Annotated in this window: 13 protein-coding genes; 8 read left to right on the top strand and 5 right to left on the bottom strand. The window is 52.7% G+C overall.

Annotated features, from left to right (window positions below):
• Positions 1–10 precede the first annotated feature (10 nt).
• Both K1X45_RS00830 and gltX read left to right on the top strand, forming a co-directional pair.
• A complete protein-coding gene (locus K1X45_RS00830) occupies positions 11–1,693 on the top strand; it encodes an NAD+ synthase (protein WP_220159512.1) in 1,683 nt (560 codons plus the stop codon).
• A 23-nt stretch (positions 1,694–1,716) separates the two neighbouring features.
• Entirely contained in the window at positions 1,717–3,090 is a 1,374-nt protein-coding gene (gene gltX, locus K1X45_RS00835) for a glutamate--tRNA ligase (RefSeq protein ID WP_220159513.1), read from the top strand.
• Here the strand turns inward: gltX and K1X45_RS00840 are convergent.
• The 3 genes from K1X45_RS00840 to dgcA form a co-directional block, all read right to left on the bottom strand.
• On the bottom strand, positions 3,053–3,823 hold the full coding sequence (locus K1X45_RS00840; protein ID WP_220159514.1) for a hypothetical protein: 771 nt from the start codon (positions 3,821–3,823) through the stop codon (positions 3,053–3,055). The genes gltX and K1X45_RS00840 overlap by 38 nt on opposite strands.
• 206 nt (positions 3,824–4,029) lie before the next feature.
• Positions 4,030–6,378, bottom strand: a complete 2,349-nt coding sequence (locus tag K1X45_RS00845; RefSeq protein WP_022710371.1) for an NADP-dependent malic enzyme — start codon at positions 6,376–6,378, stop codon at positions 4,030–4,032.
• Between the two features lie 363 nt (positions 6,379–6,741).
• Positions 6,742–7,734, bottom strand: a complete 993-nt coding sequence (gene dgcA, locus K1X45_RS00850; protein ID WP_220159515.1) for an N-acetyl-D-Glu racemase DgcA — start codon at positions 7,732–7,734, stop codon at positions 6,742–6,744.
• Positions 7,735–7,912: 178 nt separating this feature from the next.
• On the opposite strand from dgcA, the gene K1X45_RS00855 reads away from it, so the two are divergent.
• From K1X45_RS00855 to K1X45_RS00875, 5 genes are all read left to right on the top strand, one after another.
• Complete coding sequence (locus tag K1X45_RS00855) at positions 7,913–9,100, top strand: ABC transporter permease (RefSeq protein WP_220159516.1); 1,188 nt, start codon at positions 7,913–7,915, stop codon at positions 9,098–9,100.
• Between the two features lie 33 nt (positions 9,101–9,133).
• Positions 9,134–10,066, top strand: coding sequence for an ABC transporter ATP-binding protein (locus K1X45_RS00860; protein ID WP_116088104.1), 933 nt, complete (start codon positions 9,134–9,136; stop codon positions 10,064–10,066).
• Positions 10,066–11,061: an MlaD family protein gene (locus K1X45_RS00865; RefSeq protein ID WP_220159517.1), complete on the top strand. Its 996-nt coding sequence runs from the start codon at positions 10,066–10,068 to the stop codon at positions 11,059–11,061. The genes K1X45_RS00860 and K1X45_RS00865 overlap by 1 nt, the downstream gene beginning before the upstream one ends.
• Positions 11,061–11,654, top strand: a complete 594-nt coding sequence (locus K1X45_RS00870; protein ID WP_022710367.1) for an ABC-type transport auxiliary lipoprotein family protein — start codon at positions 11,061–11,063, stop codon at positions 11,652–11,654. Before K1X45_RS00865 ends, K1X45_RS00870 begins: the two co-directional genes overlap by 1 nt.
• A 225-nt stretch (positions 11,655–11,879) precedes the next feature.
• Positions 11,880–13,652 (top strand): SLC13 family permease, encoded by a 1,773-nt coding sequence (locus K1X45_RS00875; RefSeq protein ID WP_220159518.1) that lies wholly within the window; start codon positions 11,880–11,882, stop codon positions 13,650–13,652.
• A 3-nt stretch (positions 13,653–13,655) separates the two neighbouring features.
• Here K1X45_RS00875 and K1X45_RS00880 read toward each other — a convergent pair whose 3' ends face one another.
• Together K1X45_RS00880 and K1X45_RS00885 are read right to left on the bottom strand one after the other, a co-directional pair.
• Positions 13,656–14,741, bottom strand: coding sequence for a siderophore-interacting protein (locus K1X45_RS00880; protein WP_220159519.1), 1,086 nt, complete (start codon positions 14,739–14,741; stop codon positions 13,656–13,658).
• An 86-nt stretch (positions 14,742–14,827) separates the two neighbouring features.
• Positions 14,828–16,945 (bottom strand): TonB-dependent hemoglobin/transferrin/lactoferrin family receptor, encoded by a 2,118-nt coding sequence (locus tag K1X45_RS00885; RefSeq protein ID WP_220159520.1) that lies wholly within the window; start codon positions 16,943–16,945, stop codon positions 14,828–14,830.
• Between the two features lie 198 nt (positions 16,946–17,143).
• On the opposite strand from K1X45_RS00885, the gene K1X45_RS00890 reads away from it, so the two are divergent.
• Positions 17,144–17,992 (top strand): hemin ABC transporter substrate-binding protein, encoded by an 849-nt coding sequence (locus tag K1X45_RS00890; protein ID WP_255560469.1) that lies wholly within the window; start codon positions 17,144–17,146, stop codon positions 17,990–17,992.
• The last annotated feature ends 3 nt before the right edge of the window (positions 17,993–17,995 follow it).

Here is a 17,995-nt window from a genome sequence, read left to right on the forward strand (position 1 = left end):
TGCTTGTGCTATGAGCACAAAGACCACATCTCCCGATAAATTACGTATCGCAATCGCCCAGCTGAATCCGGTTATGGGCGATCTTCAGGGCAATCTTACCAAGGCGCGCGCAGCCCGCAAAACTGCGGCTGATGCCAAGGCCGACCTGATCCTGTTTACTGAATTGTTCATCTGCGGCTATCCGCCGGAAGATCTGGTTTCCAAGCCTGCTTTTGTCAAAGCCTGTGAAAAGACAGTGCAGGCCTTTGCGCTGGAAACTGCTGACGGCGGCCCTGGTGTGATTATCGGCACGCCTTTGCAGCGTGAAACCGGTCTGCATAATGCGGTGATGGTGCTGGATGGCGGTAAGGTCATAGCCGAGCGTTTCAAAGTTGACCTGCCGAATTACGGTGAATTTGACGAGCAGCGCAATTTTCAGGCTGGCGCTATGCCGGGGCCGGTCAATTTTCGTGGTGTGCGTTTAGGTATTCCGGTTTGCGAAGATATCTGGGGTGAGCTCGGCGTGTGTGAAACGCTGGCAGAGAGCGGAGCGGAAATTCTGCTGGTGCCGAATGGCTCGCCATATCACCGCTCCAAGATGGAAGTGCGCCATCAGATAGCTGTACGTCAGGTTGTCGAAACCGGTCTGCCGCTGATCTATGCCAACCAAACCGGCGGGCAGGATGAGTTGCTGTTTGATGGCGGTTCATTTGTTATCAATGCTAATCATCATCTGGCGGTGCAACTGCCGCAGTTTGAAGAACTGGTCTCCATGAGTGACTGGACACGCGGTGCGGATGGCTGGTCTTGTGCAGACGGCGACCGCAATTGGGTGCCGGAAGGTGAAGAGGCGGATTATCTTGCCTGTATGCATGGCCTGCGTGATTATGTGAACAAAAACGGTTTTAAAAGCGTCGTGCTTGGCCTGTCCGGCGGTCTGGACTCAGCAATCTGTGCGGCGCTGGCTGTTGATGCTCTGGGCAAAGACCGCGTGCATACAGTGATGCTGCCTTATCGCTACACATCTGAAATGTCGTTGAAAGATGCGAAAGATTGTGCCGAGGCGCTTGGCTGCCGTTATGATATTGTGCCGATTGCAGAGCCTGTTGAGGGCTTTCTCAATGTGCTTGCGCCAATGTTCGCCGGTACTGAGAGCGGTGTGACAGAAGAAAATCTGCAGAGCCGCGCCCGTGGCGTTATTCTGATGGCGATCTCCAACAAATTCGGCTCGATGGTTGTGACCACCGGCAATAAATCGGAAATGGCTGTCGGCTATGCCACGCTTTACGGCGATATGAATGGCGGCTTCAATCCGATCAAAGACCTCTACAAGATGCAGGTCTATGCGCTGGCCGACTGGCGCAATCATCATCTGCCGGAAGGTGCTATGGGACCTGAAGGCGTGGTCGTGCCGCAAAATATCATCGACAAGGCACCGAGTGCGGAACTGCGCGATAATCAGACCGATCAGGATTCCCTGCCGCCATATCCGGTGCTGGACGCGGTTCTGGAGGCGCTGGTCGAGCATGAACGCAGCGTGGATGAGATTGTTGCCGAGGGTTATGACCGTGCTGTGGTTGAGCGTGTGGAGCATCTGCTGTACATCGCCGAATATAAGCGCCGGCAATCCGCTCCGGGTGTGAAGATTACCACCAAGAATTTTGGCCGCGACCGTCGTTATCCGATAACCAACCGCTTCCGCGACCGGCATTAATACAAAAAACAAAGAAGAAAATTATGACTGTAATCGTTCGTTTTGCACCGTCGCCGACCGGCTATATCCATATCGGCAATGCCCGTCCGGCGCTTTATAACTGGCTGTTTGCGCTCAAAAATAAGGGGCAATTCATTCTGCGTTACGATGATACGGATGTGGAGCGCTCTCGATCAGAATATGCAGAAGCGATTGCCCGTGATATTGATTGGCTGGGCATCAAACCATCCCGCGTCGAATATCAGTCCAAGCGCTTTGCCGTTTATGATGCTGCCGTTGAAAAGCTGAAAGCAGCCGGTTTGCTCTATGCTTGTTATGAAACAGCGGAAGAGCTGGATTTGCGCCGCAAATTGCGTTTGGCTCGCAAATTACCGCCGGTTTACGCCCGTGATGCACTGAAGCTGACAGACGAGCAGAAGGCTGCTTATGAAGCTGAAGGTCGTAAACCGCATTGGCGTTTTCTGCTGCCGAATTTCAAAACAACACCATTTGAAACCGAACGCACTGAAGTGCATTGGGATGATCTGGTGCGCGGGCCCCAGACTGTTGACCTTGCTTCCATGTCCGATCCGGTGTTGGTGCGTGAAGACGGCACCTATCTCTATACGCTGCCGTCCGTCGTGGATGATATTGATATGGGTATTACCCATATTATCCGTGGCGATGACCACGTGACCAATACCGGTGCACAGATTGCAATTTTCCGTGCACTGAGCGATGTGGTGCCGGTCTTCGGCCATCACAATCTATTGACAACAACAAGCGGTGAAGGCCTGTCAAAGCGCTCCGGTGCTTTGTCGGTTGGTAGTCTGCGCGAAGCCGGTGTGGAGCCTATGGCGGTTGCCTCACTGGCGGTGCTGACCGGCACATCGGACAATGTTGAGCCGATTGCAACTATGGAAGAACTGGCGGCACGCTATGAGCCGTCCCATGCATCAAAATCCAATGCCAAATTCGATCCGGCTGATCTGACCGGTCTCAACCGTGCTCTGATCCATCATCTGGAATTTGCCGATGTTGAACCGCGTCTGGCAGCCTTGGGTATTTCCGGCGACAATGCTGAAGCCTTCTGGGCAACTGTGCGCGGTAATATTGACCATGTGCAGGATGCTGCGCAGTGGTGGGAAGTTGTCAACCGCACAACGCCTTTTAGCGATGCAGTGGCTGATGAAGACAAGGATTTCATCGCACAGGCTTTCGATCTGCTGCCGGAAGCACCTTGGGGCAATGATGTCTGGAAAGTCTGGACAGAGGCTGTGAAAGTTGCCACCGGCCGCAAAGGCAAAACCTTGTTCATGCCTTTGCGTTTGGCGCTGACCGGTGTTGCTTCCGGCCCTGAACTGGCTGATCTCTTGCCGCTTATCGGGCGGGAAAATACGCTGGCCCGACGCGCCTGATCGCCGGATCAGGCACATAATCAACGGCTTCCTGAATAAGCGGCGGGGATTTCTCCGCCGCTTTTGTATGTTTCATCGCGGGTGCTGCCGGAATGGAGAAGGGTGATTTGCCGACACTGGCCGTTGCCTTAACCGGTATCAGATCTGTGGTGCTGGTTATGTTTTCCGCAGGCACTACAGGTATTTGCTGCAATGCAGCCTGTCTGAGAGTTTTTGGCTTTTTATAGGTCTGCTTAATGCGCTTGCGCGCTGAGCTCACAACGCGATTTTCTTTCATCAAGAGCTCAACTTCTTGCGGGTTACGGCAATTATAGCGGCGCATGTCTGTGTAAATGACCTGCCGCAGATGTCTCTGCTGTGGTGTTGCTGCTGCGCGGGAAATCTGCTGCAAGGCGCTTTCGATACGATGTTGGGAGGCACGTATATAGCGGCATTCTTCTGAAGCGGAACCATTGCTGAATGGTCCCGGATTACAGGAATAGCGTCTGGCATCACTATTGGCCTGCCGCTGCATCTGGCTCAGTTGTTGGTAGCGTTTGGCCTGCCGCGCATTCAGGCTGGTATGATAATCAAGATTGCGCAAGTCCTGCTCATAGACACGGCATATACGATCATCAGACAGGTTCTGTGAAATTGCCGGTGCGCTTGCAAATATAAGTGTGGCTGCAACCAGCATGGCTTTAAATGCTGAAAATTGAAAAACTGCTATTCTGAAATGGATTGATGAAAACATGAAATACTCCGCTCAAATGCAATGAACTGCTAATGAGAAGAGTATGAATATTGATGGTAAATGACGTGTAAATTATTGATTTTCAATAATATTTTGAAATTTCAATCATGTTTTTGTGTTTTCGGATCAGATTTTATTGCTAACAAAAAACGCCGCATAGTTTTGAAACTATGCGGCGTTCAAATATTTTTATAGCGCTGTTGAAATCAGGCTGTTGTGCGCTGTGAAGCCTCAACAACGGCCAGAGCTGTCATATTCACAATACCGCGCGATGTAACCGACGGTGTGAGAATATGCGCAGGACGGGCTGCACCAAGCAGGATCGGGCCGACATGCAGCGCATCGGTCACAGTCTTCAGTACATTCATGGTGATATTCGCGGCATCCAGATTAGGGAAGACCAGCAGATTGGCTTCGCCCTTCAGACGGGAATTCGGGAATACGCGGTCACGCTGGAACTGCGACAGAGCCGCGTCACCATGCATTTCACCATCCACTTCCAGCTCCGGTGCGCGTTCCTGCAGAATTGCGCAGGCCTGACGCATTTTGGCTGCACTTTTTGAATCGCGTGAACCAAAGTTGGAATGCGACAGCAGGGCAGCCTTCGGCTCGATACCAAAGCGGCGGATTTCTTTTGCCGCCAGAATGGTCATTTCCGCGATTTCTTCAGCGCTCGGATCAATGGTCACATAGGTGTCTGTAAAGAACAGGGTACCGCGTGAGGAGATCAGCAGGCTGAGTGTGGAAAGATCATGCAGACCGGTCTGAACACCGAGAATCTGTTTGACCAGCGTCAGGTGACGTTCAAAACGGCCTTCGAGACCGCAGATCATCGCATCGGCTTCGTTGCGCATCATGGCCAGAGCAGCAATCACCGTCGGATTGGTGCGCACGATGGAACGGGCGGCTTCCGGTGTCATGCCCTGACGGCCGGTCAGCTTATGCATCAGATCAACATAATCACGGTAACGCGGATCATCTTCCGGATTGATGACTTCAAAATCAACGCCCGGTTTGATTTTCAGCGCATAGCGCTGCAGGCGGGTTTCGATCACATTCGGACGGCCGATCAGGATCGGCTGCGCAATGCCTTCTTCCAGCACCACCTGAGCGGCACGCAGCACGCGTTCTTCTTCACCATTGGCATAGATAACGCGTTTTTTGTCTGCCGAGCGGCGTGCAGCGGCAAAGACCGGCTTCATAATCAGGCCGGAGCGGAACACGAAGCGGTTGAGACGGTCGATATAGGCTTCCATATCGGTGATCGGGCGGGTTGCCACACCGGTTTCCATAGCAGCTTCTGCCACAGCCGGAGCAATGCGCAGGATCAGACGCGGATCAAACGGCGACGGGATCAGATAATTGGCACCAAATACCGGTGTATCACCGGAATAGGCACGGGCTGCCACATCGGACACTTCTTCGCGGGCGAGAGCCGCAATTGCTTTCACCGCAGCCATTTTCATTTCTTCATTGATGGCTGTGGCGCCAACATCCAATGCACCGCGGAAAATATACGGGAAGCAGAGAACATTGTTCACCTGGTTCGGATAGTCCGAACGGCCGGTGCAGATGATTGCATCTTCACGCACGGCACGGGCTTCTTCCGGCATGATTTCCGGCTTCGGATTGGCCAGAGCCATAATCAGCGGGGTAGGCGCCATTTTGGCAACCATTTCCGGCTTCAATACACCTGCGGCAGACACGCCGAGGAACACATCCGCATCCGCGATAATGTCATTCAATGTGCGGGCATCGGTATCCTGCGCATAGACCTCTTTCCAGCGGTCCATCAGCTCGTTACGGCCTTTATAGACAACGCCTTCCAGGTCGCTGACCCAGATATTCTTGTGCTGTGCACCAAGGCTGACCAGCAGGTTAAGGCAGGCAAGCGCTGCCGCACCGGCGCCGGAAACCGCAATTTTGGCTTTGGTGATATCTTTGCCGGCCAGCTCCAGACCATTCATAACGGCTGCGGCTACGATAATCGCTGTACCGTGTTGATCGTCGTGGAAAACCGGAATGTTCATTTTAGCGCGGAGCTGTTCTTCAACCTCGAAACATTCCGGCGCTTTGATGTCTTCCAGATTGATGCCGCCGAAGGTTGGTTCCAGCGCGGAGATCACGTCAACCATACGCTCGACTTTGAGCGAGTCGATTTCAATGTCGAAAACATCAATATCGGCAAATTTCTTGAACAATACGGCTTTACCTTCCATCACCGGCTTGGAAGCCAGCGGGCCGATATTGCCGAGACCGAGAACGGCTGTACCGTTGGAAATAACCGCAACCAGATTGGCGCGGGCAGTATAATCGGCAGCCAGTGCCGGATCATCCTGAATAGCAAGACAAGGAGCTGCAACACCCGGGGAATAGGCCAGTGCCAGATCGCGCTGGTTGCCGAGTGTTTTTGTTGGCTGGATTTCCAGCTTACCCGGCTTTGGCGAGCGGTGGTAAAACAGTGCCGCTTCTTCAAAATCCGAGAATTTTCTGTCTGTGCCGGATACCTGTGCGGTGCCGGTGTTATTCGTGTCGTTGGATGATTTTTTTGTCATATAATTCTTGTCCAGTCAGACGATTGGGGTAGTCATCCCCGTGACAGCTAAGCAGTTAAGCAAAAGCGGGTTCCACTTGTGCGGGGAAATCAGTCCGCCGGACTTATTTCTTTTCCGCAATGATCTGCCCAAACTACATTAACCAAAAACACTCTGGCGCATTTGTCTCAAAGGGAGGCGCTTCGGACAAGCGTGCCATTTTGTAGGAATAAGGTCGTATATGGGATATTCGGGCAAGTTACAAATCACAGACTGCTCATTCGGCACTGTAAAAATCAAAAAATACGCTTTTGCGGCCTGTAGCCGAAAGGGGAGCGCGATTATGTCTCAGTCAGAGTGAAATCGCGCTTAACCTAAATCCGGTTAACCCCACAATTCAGGCAGAGGCGGGGAGACAATTGTCCCGTCATAATGCAATGCCGGTTCACGGTCACGCGCCAGCAGGAGCGGTCCGTCGAGGTCGACGAAATCCGAATCCTGCGCCACCATCAGGGCAGGTGCCATCGCGAGAGACGAACCAACCATGCAGCCGACCATCACTTGCAGGCCAAGAGAACGGGCTTTGTCACGCATGACCAGCGCTTCAGTCAGGCCGCCGGTTTTATCCAGCTTGATATTCACCGCATCATAGCGGTCTTTCAGCTTTTCCAGACCTTCAGATGTATGGGCGCTTTCATCCGCGCAGACCGGCACAGGGCGGCTCGCCTGTAACAGATAGCTGTCATCGGATGAAGGCAGCGGCTGTTCGATCAGTGCAATCCCGCATTCTGCGGCCACATTGATATTTTTAGCAAAATTATTCGCATTCCAGCCTTCATTGGCATCCAGAATGATTTGCGCTTTTGGTGCGGCTTCCCGCACAGCACGAATACGCGCAGCATCATTCTCACCGCCGATTTTCACTTTAATCAGCGGATGATGTGCGAGTTTGGCGGTGGCTGTGGCCATAGCTTCCGGCGTATCAATGGAGACGGTGATCGCAGTAATCAGCGGACGCGGTGCAATCTTGAGCAAAGCAGCAACTGTCGTGCCGGACTGTTTGGCCTGCAAATCCCACAAAGCGCAGTCCACGGCATTGCGTGCGGCACCGGCAGGCATGAAGGATTGCAGTTTTACACGCAGGCTTTCTGCTGAGCCGCCTTGTTTTAGCAAAGGCTCAATTGCATGAATTTGTTCGCTGACCGATTCGATGCTTTCGCCGTAACGGGCATAAGGCACACATTCGCCGTGACCGCTGTGAATACCGTCACTCAATTCACACACTACGACCACTGCTTCGGTTTTGGAGCCGCGCGAGATTGTAAATTTCCCTGCAATCGGGTAGCGCTCAATAAGCAGGTTTAGATTATATTGCATTGGTACTGTCCGTAATTATAGAAATTTACGCCTGGTATAGTGCAGATAAATCATATTGGTGCAGGCGTTCGGGATTATCAGAAAGCTGATAGACTTGGATATTTGCAGAAGGGATGGAAGTAGTCCGGCGCATATCTGATCCGGTTATTTCCAAACAGACTCAGGTTTTGGAAGACGCATGTTGACCGATAAAACGGGTAAAACAAGTAGCAGCCCTGCATCCGCACCCGAAATTAATGTGGTGGCGGATGATGGCGCGACTATTATCTCTTTATCCGGCCGCTGGACGTCGCTGACTGTCGCCCGCGTTGATAATCAGATGCGCAAGCTGGAAAGCGGTCTTGCAGATAAAATGCAGGCACCCGTTGTGAAAGTGGATATGGGCGACATATCCGGTCTCGATACGGCCGGAGCATGGCTGATCGAGCGTCTGCGCGTTGCGCTGAGCAAACAGCAGATCCGTGTGCATATTGATAATATCCGCCCGAGCTGGACACCGCTGCTGGAAGAGGTCGGCGCTGCCGTTGAGCGCTATCAGCTGCCTGAAAAACACCGTCGTCCGTTTTTTGCAATTGCTCTGCTCGATAAGCTCGGCCGCTTCATGTATGCGGCACGCGATGATTTTTTGATGTCGATGCATATTCTTGGCGCGACGATCCGCGGCTCGCAGATGAAGTCCGGTCGCGGCAACGGCATCAGCTATGCAGCTATCGTCAATCAGATTGACCGAATGGGCGTCGGCGCGATTCCTGTTGTCTTGCTGATGTCGACGATTATCGGTGCGATTATCGCCCAGCAGGGCGCCTTTCAGTTGCGCTATTTCGGTGCAGAAATTTTCGTGGTCGATCTGGTCGGTATTCTCGTACTGCGTGAAATCGGGGTGTTGCTCACTGCGATTATGATTGCAGGGCGATCCGGCAGCGCGATCACGGCGGAAATAGGCTCGATGAAAATGCGCGAGGAAACCGATGCGCTGACGGTTATTGGTCTCAATCCCGTTGGTGTGCTGGTGTTTCCGCGACTGGTGGCGCTGGTGATTGTTCTGCCAATGCTGACAATCATTGCCGATCTGGCCGCTTTGGCCGGTGCCGGTTTTGTTGCATGGGCCTATTCGGGCATTCCGCCGGAAGCTTTTATGAGCCGGTTGCGTGACGCGATTGTGACTTCAACCTATCTTGCAGGTCTGATTAAAGCGCCGTTCATGGCGATGATTATCGGTATCATGGCTTCGGTTGAGGGTATGAAGGTAAAAGGCAGTGCAGAATCACTGGGTCGTCGCGTTACCTCATCGGTGGTGAAATCGATTTTTGTGGTGATTGTCGTGGACGGCTTGTTTGCGATTTTCTACGCAGCCATCGAGTTCTAAAAATAAAGCATTACGATAAACATACGGATGAATATGACAAGCAAAGACAACCGGCAGCCATCACAGGGCACAGATGCAGGAGCGGCGCAGGAAGCCGTGATCTCCGTGCGTGATGTCACGGTTGCTTTTGGCCGTAATGTGATTTTGGACAAGCTGGATCTGGATATTCGTCGCGGCGAGGTTCTTGGTTTTATCGGTCCGTCTGGCTCGGGTAAGTCGGTGCTGATGCGCACTATTCTGGGGCTGAACCAGAAGAAATCCGGCCTGATCGATATTTTCGGACAGGATGTTGATAAGGTCAATGAGCGCCAGAAAATGGCGATTGATATGCGTATGGGCGTGCTTTTTCAGCAAGGTGCGCTATTTTCCTCGCTGACGGTACTGGAAAATATTCAGGTGCCGATGCGCGAATATCTCGACCTGTCGCCAAAGCTGATGAATGAGCTGGCACGGCTCAAAATTGATCTGGTGGGGCTGAAGCCGGATACGGCGGAGAAATATCCGTCTGAACTTTCCGGCGGGATGATTAAGCGCGCTGCACTGGCACGCGCATTGGCGCTGGATCCCGAAGTGGTGTTTCTCGACGAGCCGACATCAGGGCTTGATCCGATCGGTGCAGCGGATTTCGATGATCTGATTGCCAATTTGCGCGATACGATGGGGCTGACCGTTTATATGGTAACCCATGATCTTGATAGTCTTTTTGCAATTTGCGACCGAATTGCTGTATTAGGGCAAAAGAAAGTGCTGGTAGACGGCACAGTTGAAGAATTGCTGAAATTTGACGATCCTTGGGTACAGACCTATTTCAACGGTAAGAGAGCACGGCAGATTGATATGAATGCAGCAAACCGCCGGCGCAAAAGCTCAGCAATACCGGTTGAGAAAAAAGGAACGGATTTGAGCGGGACTGAAAACCAGAATACAAATCTTGATGCGGGACCAGATACGGAATTGAATCAGTAATGGAAACAAAAGCCAATTATGTTCTGGTCGGTATTTTCACACTTGCTGTGACACTTGCCGCATTTGGTTTCGTTTATTGGGCTGCGCGTTTCGGTGACGGCAATGATACGCTGCCGCTGGAAATCCGTATTCCCGGTTCTGTTACCGGTCTGTCCAAGGGCAGTCAGGTGCTGTTCAACGGGATTAAAGTTGGCGATGTGCGCCAGATGTTCCTCGATCCGCTCAATCCGAATATGGTGATTGTGCAGTCTGAAGTGAACCGCACCACGCCGATTACCCGTTCCACCAAGGCCGAGCTTTCTTCTCAGGGTTTGACAGGTATCGCTTTTGTTGAGCTTAAGGGCGGCAGCCTGATGGAGCCTAATCTGATGGAAGAGGCGGAGAAGGGCGGCTATGTGGCGCGTATCAATGCTGATCCGTCAATCTTTACCGATCTTATGGCAACCGCGAAGGATATTTTCGGCCGTACCGAGCGTGTGCTTGGCGGGCTGGAGGGCTTTGTCAATGATGCCCGTGGTCCGCTGACCGATACAGTCAATAATGCCAAGACCTTTACCGATGCGTTGGCCAAAAATGCCGATGTGATCAGTGCGATCGGCGATAATGCTGCGGATGTTCAGAAGACGATTCATGAAGCGCGTGAAATGATGCAGCGTCTGAATGAGGCATCCAAGCGCGTGGACGGCATCATGGCCAAAGTGGACAAGCTGTTGTCGCCGGAAGACCGTGAAGGTGTTGTGGCGCAGGCGAAGGCGACACTCGCCTCCATTCAGAAAACTTCGGACAATCTGGATAAGCGTCTGGCTCCGGTTGCGGATAATCTGGCGCGCTTTTCGGGCAAGGGCTTAAGCGATGTGCAGTCGGTTGTTGTGGATAGCCGCCGTTCGTTGCAGCGTATTGAACAGGCGATTACCGATCTTGAGCGGGATCCTCAGCGTATTATTTTTGGTGGTTCAGGCACTGTGCCGCAATATGACGGAAGGAAACGTCACTGATGCTGAAGCATATTCTGAACTATAAACTGACAGTTCTCGGTGCCGCAGTTTTGCTGGCCGGCTGTACGACAACACCGCTCGATACATTCAGCCTCAGCTCATCGCCGCAGGTGCAGGTTTCGCAGAAGCGTAAGAATGTGCAGATATTGGTGCCGACACCGGCAGCACTCAAAGCTTTGGACAGTGAGAATATTGTTATTCACGATGCGCCGGGCTCTATCACCTATCTTAAAGGAGCACAGTGGGGCGACCGTCTGACCAATCTGGTGCAGGCGCGTCTGGTGCAGGCATTTGAAAACAGCAATGCTGTCGGTGGTGTCGGACGTCCGGGTGACGGTCTCGCGATCAATTATCAGGTGCAGGCGGAGTTGCGTGATTTCGGTATCAATGCATCCTCCTCACCGCAGACAGCCAAGATAGAACTGGCCGTTCGTGTGCTGAATGACAAGACAGGTGAAGTGCGTGCCACACGGGTCTTCACATCATCCGCACCGGTCAGCGGCGCTGGTAACAAAGCCTATATCCGCGCATTGGATGCCGGTTTCAGTGATGTGACCAGACAGATCGTTGCATGGGTGGTTTCTGTTATCTGATAAAAATCAGATAAATCTTCATGCGGTAGATAAGTATTTCTGTCTTGTGTCCTGAAAACATTGAGATATTTATTTTTTTAAAAGGCGGCATTTATGCCGCCTTTTTTCTCTCCCCAAATCAATAAAAGAAAAATATTCTGTCTGCTGTATAAAAGCTGAAATATGCAGATGCGATTCCCTTTGCTCATGACAGAGTGGACGGAAAAGACAGGGAGAGCAAGCCGTATGACCTTGCATCAGATATTGGCACTCATGGTTATCGCTTTGATGATGGCTGTCTTTATCTGGGATCGGATTCGCTATGATGTGGTTGCGCTGTGCTTCCTGCTGATCTCTGTCAGTCTCGGTCTGGTTCCCTATGACAAAGCTTTCACCGGTTTTGCGGATGATATTGTTATCATTGTCGGCAGTGCGCTGATTGTCAGTGCCGGTGTGGCACGCTCCGGCCTGATGGAGGCGGCGGTGCAGCGTTTCGTGCCGCATCTCAATGCCGTGCGGCTACAAATGCTGTTGCTGGTCGGTGTGGTGACAGTTCTCTCGGCTTTCGTGAAAAATGTCGGCGCTCTGGCCATTATGATTCCGGTTGCACTGCAATTTGCGCGCCGCTCCAATGTCTCCCCGTCGGTTTTCCTGATGCCGATGGCCTTTGGCGCGCTGCTTGGTGGGTTGATGACACAGGTCGGCACATCGCCCAATATTGTGGTGTCCCGTGTACGCGCTGAAATGGTGGGCGAGAGTTTCACCATGTTTGATTTCACGCCGGTCGGTGCAACGCTGGCGGTGGTGGGGATTATTTATCTGGCACTGTTCTACTGGCTGGTTCCGCAGCGTAAGCGCGAAAATGTCAGTGTGGATGAGGCTATTGAAATCCGCAATTATGTCTCAGAAGCACGGGTGCCGAAAGGTGCGACGGTTATCGGTAAAAAGATCACTGATCTGGTGAAACCGGCCGAAGGCAATGCGATGGTGACATCCATTTTGCGCGATACGAAACGCGTTGCGCCGCTGCCGGATACAGTGATTGCTGAAGGCGATGTTATTCTGCTCGAAGGTGATCCGAAAGCGCTGGATGCGATTGTCAGCAATGGCAAGCTCAAACTGACGGAAGACCGCATACCTTCCGAGAATTCCGGTTCTGCCGAGATTGAGGCTATTGAGGCGGTGATCGGCAAGGATTCCGCACTGATCGGCACATCGGCACGCGGACTTAATCTCTATGAGAATTATGATGTTAATCTGCTGGCGGTGAGCCGTCAGGGAGAGCGTATCAGCGAGCGTCTGCGCGAGGTTATTCTGCATCAGGGCGATGTGGTGGTGTTGCAGGGACGGCAGGGGATTTTGCCGCCATTGCTGCGCGAACTGGGTTGCCTACCGCTGGCGCGGCGTACCATTCTGCTCGGCAGTGTCCGGCGCGGGCTGATCCCGCTGTCGATCCTGCTGGTTGCTATCGGAATAACTGCTTTGGGCGTTGTGCCTGTTTCAATCGCCTTCTTTGCGGCGGCAGTGGCGATGGTGGTCTTCCGGGTTATTCCGGTCAGTGAGGTTTATTCATCCGTTGACGGGCCAATTCTCGTGATGCTGGCTGCGCTTATTCCGGTCAGTGATGCCTTGCGCACAACCGGTGCAACGGATGTGATTGCGCAATGGCTGACAATATTCGCACATCAAATGCCGCCTGCCGGTGCGCTGGCGCTGATTTTGATTACAGCAATGGCAGTCACACCATTCCTCAATAATGCGGCGACAGTGCTGGTAATGGCGCCGATTGCCACCAGTTTTGCCTCAGGCCTCGGTTTTAAGCCTGAAGCATTTCTGATGGCTGTGGCGATTGGTGCCGGTTGTGACTTTCTTTCGCCGATCGGGCACCAGTGCAATACGCTGGTGATGGGGCCGGGCGGATATCGTTTCAGTGATTATCCGCGCCTTGGCCTGCCTTTGTCTTTCATCATTATTTGCGTGGCCGTACCGGTGCTGATGTTCTGGTGGCCGTTGCAGTAAATATCAACCGGCCATGAAACCGGTTGAATCTTTTTGCCAGTAACCGGCGACCAGTGTCTGGTCACGGGATTTACCAAGCTGTTTGCGCCAGTAATCGCGCATGATTTTGGCACAATCAGCTTCACCGGCAAACCAGCCGAAACTGTCACTACCATCCGGCCAAGGCAGGGCGCGGAGCCTGTCTGTCAGTGCTGTTGCTGCGGCATCCTGATCGGCATTCACAATCCATTCGACAGTCACACCTTCAGGATGGGTGAGCGGCTGAATATCAGATTGCGCATCAACGGCAATCAGCACATGGCCGGTAACATCGGGTGCGAATTCTTCCAGCATCCGCCCGACAGCGGGCAGGCCGGTCATATCCGTACCGATCAGATATTGTTTTGCCTGCCGCAGCGGACGGCCAACCGGCCCCATCAGACCGGCAATATCACCTGTGCGGGTATTTTTAGCCCATTGGCTGGCCAGCCCTTCGGTTTCATGAATATAGAAGTCAATTTCCATCCAGCCTTCTTCAATATTGAGATTGCGGATGGTGTAAGCACGCGCTGCCGGCCGCTTTGTTTCATCCGGCCAGAAAGGCAGGCCGTTCGGCCCCATGATCGGCCAGACAGGCTGCGGCACATCTTGGGTCGGCAATAACAGCCGCACATGCATCGCACCGAACAGTGAAAATCTCTTGAGGTCTTCACCGCTGAAACGGATACGTAGCATATGCGGTGTGAAATAACGGGCAGAGACAACATTCATCAGCCGGAATTGCGGCAGTGGCTGCTCACCGGCATGATCGCCTTCCCATAGAATGTCTGGGGCTTCTTCTTTGGTATAGAGTTTGATGGCAACGGCAGCCAGATCTTTCAGGCGGCTCAGCCCGACAGTTTCACCGGCACGTAATGAAACCTGATAACCTTCAGGCTGCGATTTCAGCTCGATCTGCCCGAAAGGGTAATAAAATGCATGCAGTTCTTCATGCGCGTCATAATGCGCTTCATAGGAGTTGAGGCGGTCGATAATCGGCGGCAGGTAGCTTGCCCCGTTGACGAGGCGGATATTGGCATAGCTGTGCAGTGATGATGAATGCTCTGACACGGTGTTCTCGATTTTGGAAACAGGATGAACGCAAAAAAGACAGGCAGCATAAAATGCCGCCTGCCAGACTGGAGAGGATTGGCGTTTTAACCGCCGAAACGTCCGGTAATGGCCACTTTGAAAGTGCGGCCTTTGCCTTGTTCTATATCTGTGGTTGTTGCCCAGCCGGTTTGCGCGTCGGTATAGGCTTTGTTGAAGATATTATCGACGCCGAAGTCGAGCTTCACATTGTCGGTAACCTGCCAGTTGGCAAACACATTCACCAGATCAGTGCGCGGATAGACGGTCACGCCATTGCTGATCGCACGGGTCACTTTGCCAAGGCTCTGATATTCAATGCCGTAAACCAGACGGTCATCCAGAGCTTTAAGACCCAGCGCGGCGCTGAAATTATGCAGCGGCGTGTTGCTCAGGGATTCGCCCTTATAGATACCGTCTTTCATTTCCGCATCGGTATAGGAGGCTGCAAGGTTCACATAGCCCCACCATGTGTCATAGGTGCCTTCCAGTTCTACGCCACGCAGACGGGCGGTGCCGACATTCTCTGAGGTCGTGTACTTGTCGACTTTAACGGTGTTGATGTAATCTTTCACGTCGGTGTGGAAGATGTTGAGCTTGGTGCGCAGCTGATCTCCGGCTTCAATCAGATTATCCTGCCGCAGATTGATGCCCGCCTCATAGGTGGTGGCGACTTCCGGTTTCAGGAACAGATTCGGCTCATAGCCGGAACCGTGAGAACCGTTCTGGCGGAACACATCCTGCATATGCGGAACGCGATAACCCTGCGCATAAAGCCCGTAGAACTGGATGCCCTCAACCGGTGTAATACCAACACTCAGGCGCGGCGAGATACGGTTACCGTCGAGGCTGACATCCTGAGACGGATTACCCGGAGAGGCCTTGCTGGTGCCATTGAGCTTATAACCGTCATAACGGACAGCACCGATCACTTCGAGCCATTTCTGATATTCGCCCTGCCATTGCACAAAGCCGCCATAGGCCTGCTGCTCGCCATTGCCGAAATTGTCAGTATCGGAGCGTCCGCGCAATTTATAGTAATCCATGCCGTAGGTTACGGTGTGTTTCAGGCTCCCGGTTTCAAAACGCGAGCTGTTATGGGCGCGGAAACCGGATGTCGAAACATCATAATAACGGGTTTTTCCATAGTCTTTCAGCTGCCAGACCTGAAACTGGTCATTATCCGTCGCGCTGTGATAGGCGTTGACGGAGAGATCCCAGAACGGATTATCATCCGGTCTGTAGGTATAGCTGCCTGTATAGGTGCTGACGATCGTATCAGCATTATAGCGCGAAAGGGTTGGGGAAGCAGAGCCGCTGCTGCCGGTGATGATATCTTCATATTTCTGGCGGGAGATGCCGAATTTCAGCTCATGGCCTTCCGCAGGGCGCAGGGTAACTTTACCCATTCCGCTGATGGCCTTTTCACCCGTCCAGCGTACATAATCACCGTCACCATTCTTATATTCATCACTGTCACGGTAATTGAGATTACCGATCACATCGAAATTTTCATTAAAACGGTAAGCGCCGGTTGTGCTGGTGAGGAAGCCTTTTCCGTTGCTTTCATAGCGCAGCTTTTCGCTCAAAGCCCATGTTTCACCGTCATAGAGAAAATCGCGCGCATCCTTGGTTTCAAAAGCAACCACGCCGCCAATGGCACCGGAACCATAGATGTTGGAAACAGGCCCGCGGATAACGGTCACCTGCTTGAGCAGTTCCGGTTCAATATAGAACGAGCCGGAACCGTGGCCGACACGCCAGTAATCCTGCCTCGCGCCATCCAGCGTTACTGCAACACGGCCATATTGCTGAAGACCGCGAATATTAATCGAGGTTGCCGGATCATCACCGTTCAGTGAGGCATGAACACCCGGTGTGAAGCGGAAAATATCGGCAGACGTCACCGGCTGTATGCGGTCGATCTGCTGACGTGAGATCAGGCTGGTGGAAGCAATCGCATCAATCACCGCCTGATCATTGCTGAGCGGCGAGATGGTGATGGTATCAAGTTCCAGCACCTGTGACTTCGCTTTGTCAGTGTTTTTTTGCTCGTCTGTTTGTTGCTGGGTTTTAACCGGCTTAGTCTGGGCAAGAAGAGGTGTTGCGCTGAATGCGAACAGCCCGATTGTACTGAGCACGGTTGTACCCAGCAGACGAAACGCGGATTTCTGAGAGATTTTCATATTGCCCCCGATGATGCTGCCGGTTCACAGCGGGAGGGATTTCCGGCTATTGGCATGCATTAAGTTGACTCATTAACTCATATTAATTAGAGGCTATATAAATCATGATAAATAGAGTCAACTTTAATTATGCAAATCAGACAATTGTTCACTAAAGCGAAAAATCATCCCGATTATTACGCAATGAAGGCGATATTTTTGCTCACAATCGCTCTGATCGTTGTGGTGTTCTGGCTGAATGTGAGTTCTGCCCGTGCCGCGCAGCAACAAGGCACGGCGCAACGCATTATCACGCTCGGGCCTGATGTGACCGAAATCGTCTATGCACTCGGCGCGGATGAAAAAATCATCGCCCTTGATCGCAGCAGCAAATATCCGGCGGATACAGCCAGTAAGACCAATGTCGGTTACCGCCGCAGCCTGTCCGCCGAAGGTGTGCTGGCTCTGCATCCAGATCTGATTATCGCGTCGGAAGATATCGGCCCGCCGGAAGTGGTGGATGTGCTCAACCAGTCCGGTGTGCCTGTGCTGTATATTCCGGCGGTTAACAGCCGTGAGGGACTGGTTACAAAAATCAGCCTGATTGCCGCACGCCTGCAACTGGAGCCGCAGGGGGAAGTGCTGACAAAATCAGTCACTGCAGATTTTGATGCGGCTATGGCGCATGTGCGCAAAGTATCGGAAGGGCGCGGAAAGAAAGTGGTGTTCTTTCACGGACTGGCGAAATTGAGCGGTGCGGGCAGCGACACGGCGGCAGATGCCTTTATCCGTCATGCAGGGGGTGTTAATCCGCTCTCGGTCTATAAGGGCTATAAAGCCGTGTCAGCAGAATGGTTGCTGGAAGCGGAGCCGGAAGTGGTGCTGATGCTGTCCGACGGGGCAGGTGGTCCTAAAGCAGAGGATGTGTTTTCGGACAAAGCGCTGCAAAATACACCCGCAGCCCGAAACAAAGCGCTGATCGTTCTTGACGGGCCTTATATGCTTGGTTTCGGCCCGCGTACGGCAGAAGCTGTGCGTATCCTTGCTGATGCACTCTATGGGCAGTAATTC

Origin of the sequence: Pseudochrobactrum sp. Wa41.01b-1 (genome assembly GCF_019464455.1) — a bacterium.
GTDB lineage: Bacteria > Pseudomonadota > Alphaproteobacteria > Rhizobiales > Rhizobiaceae > Pseudochrobactrum > Pseudochrobactrum saccharolyticum.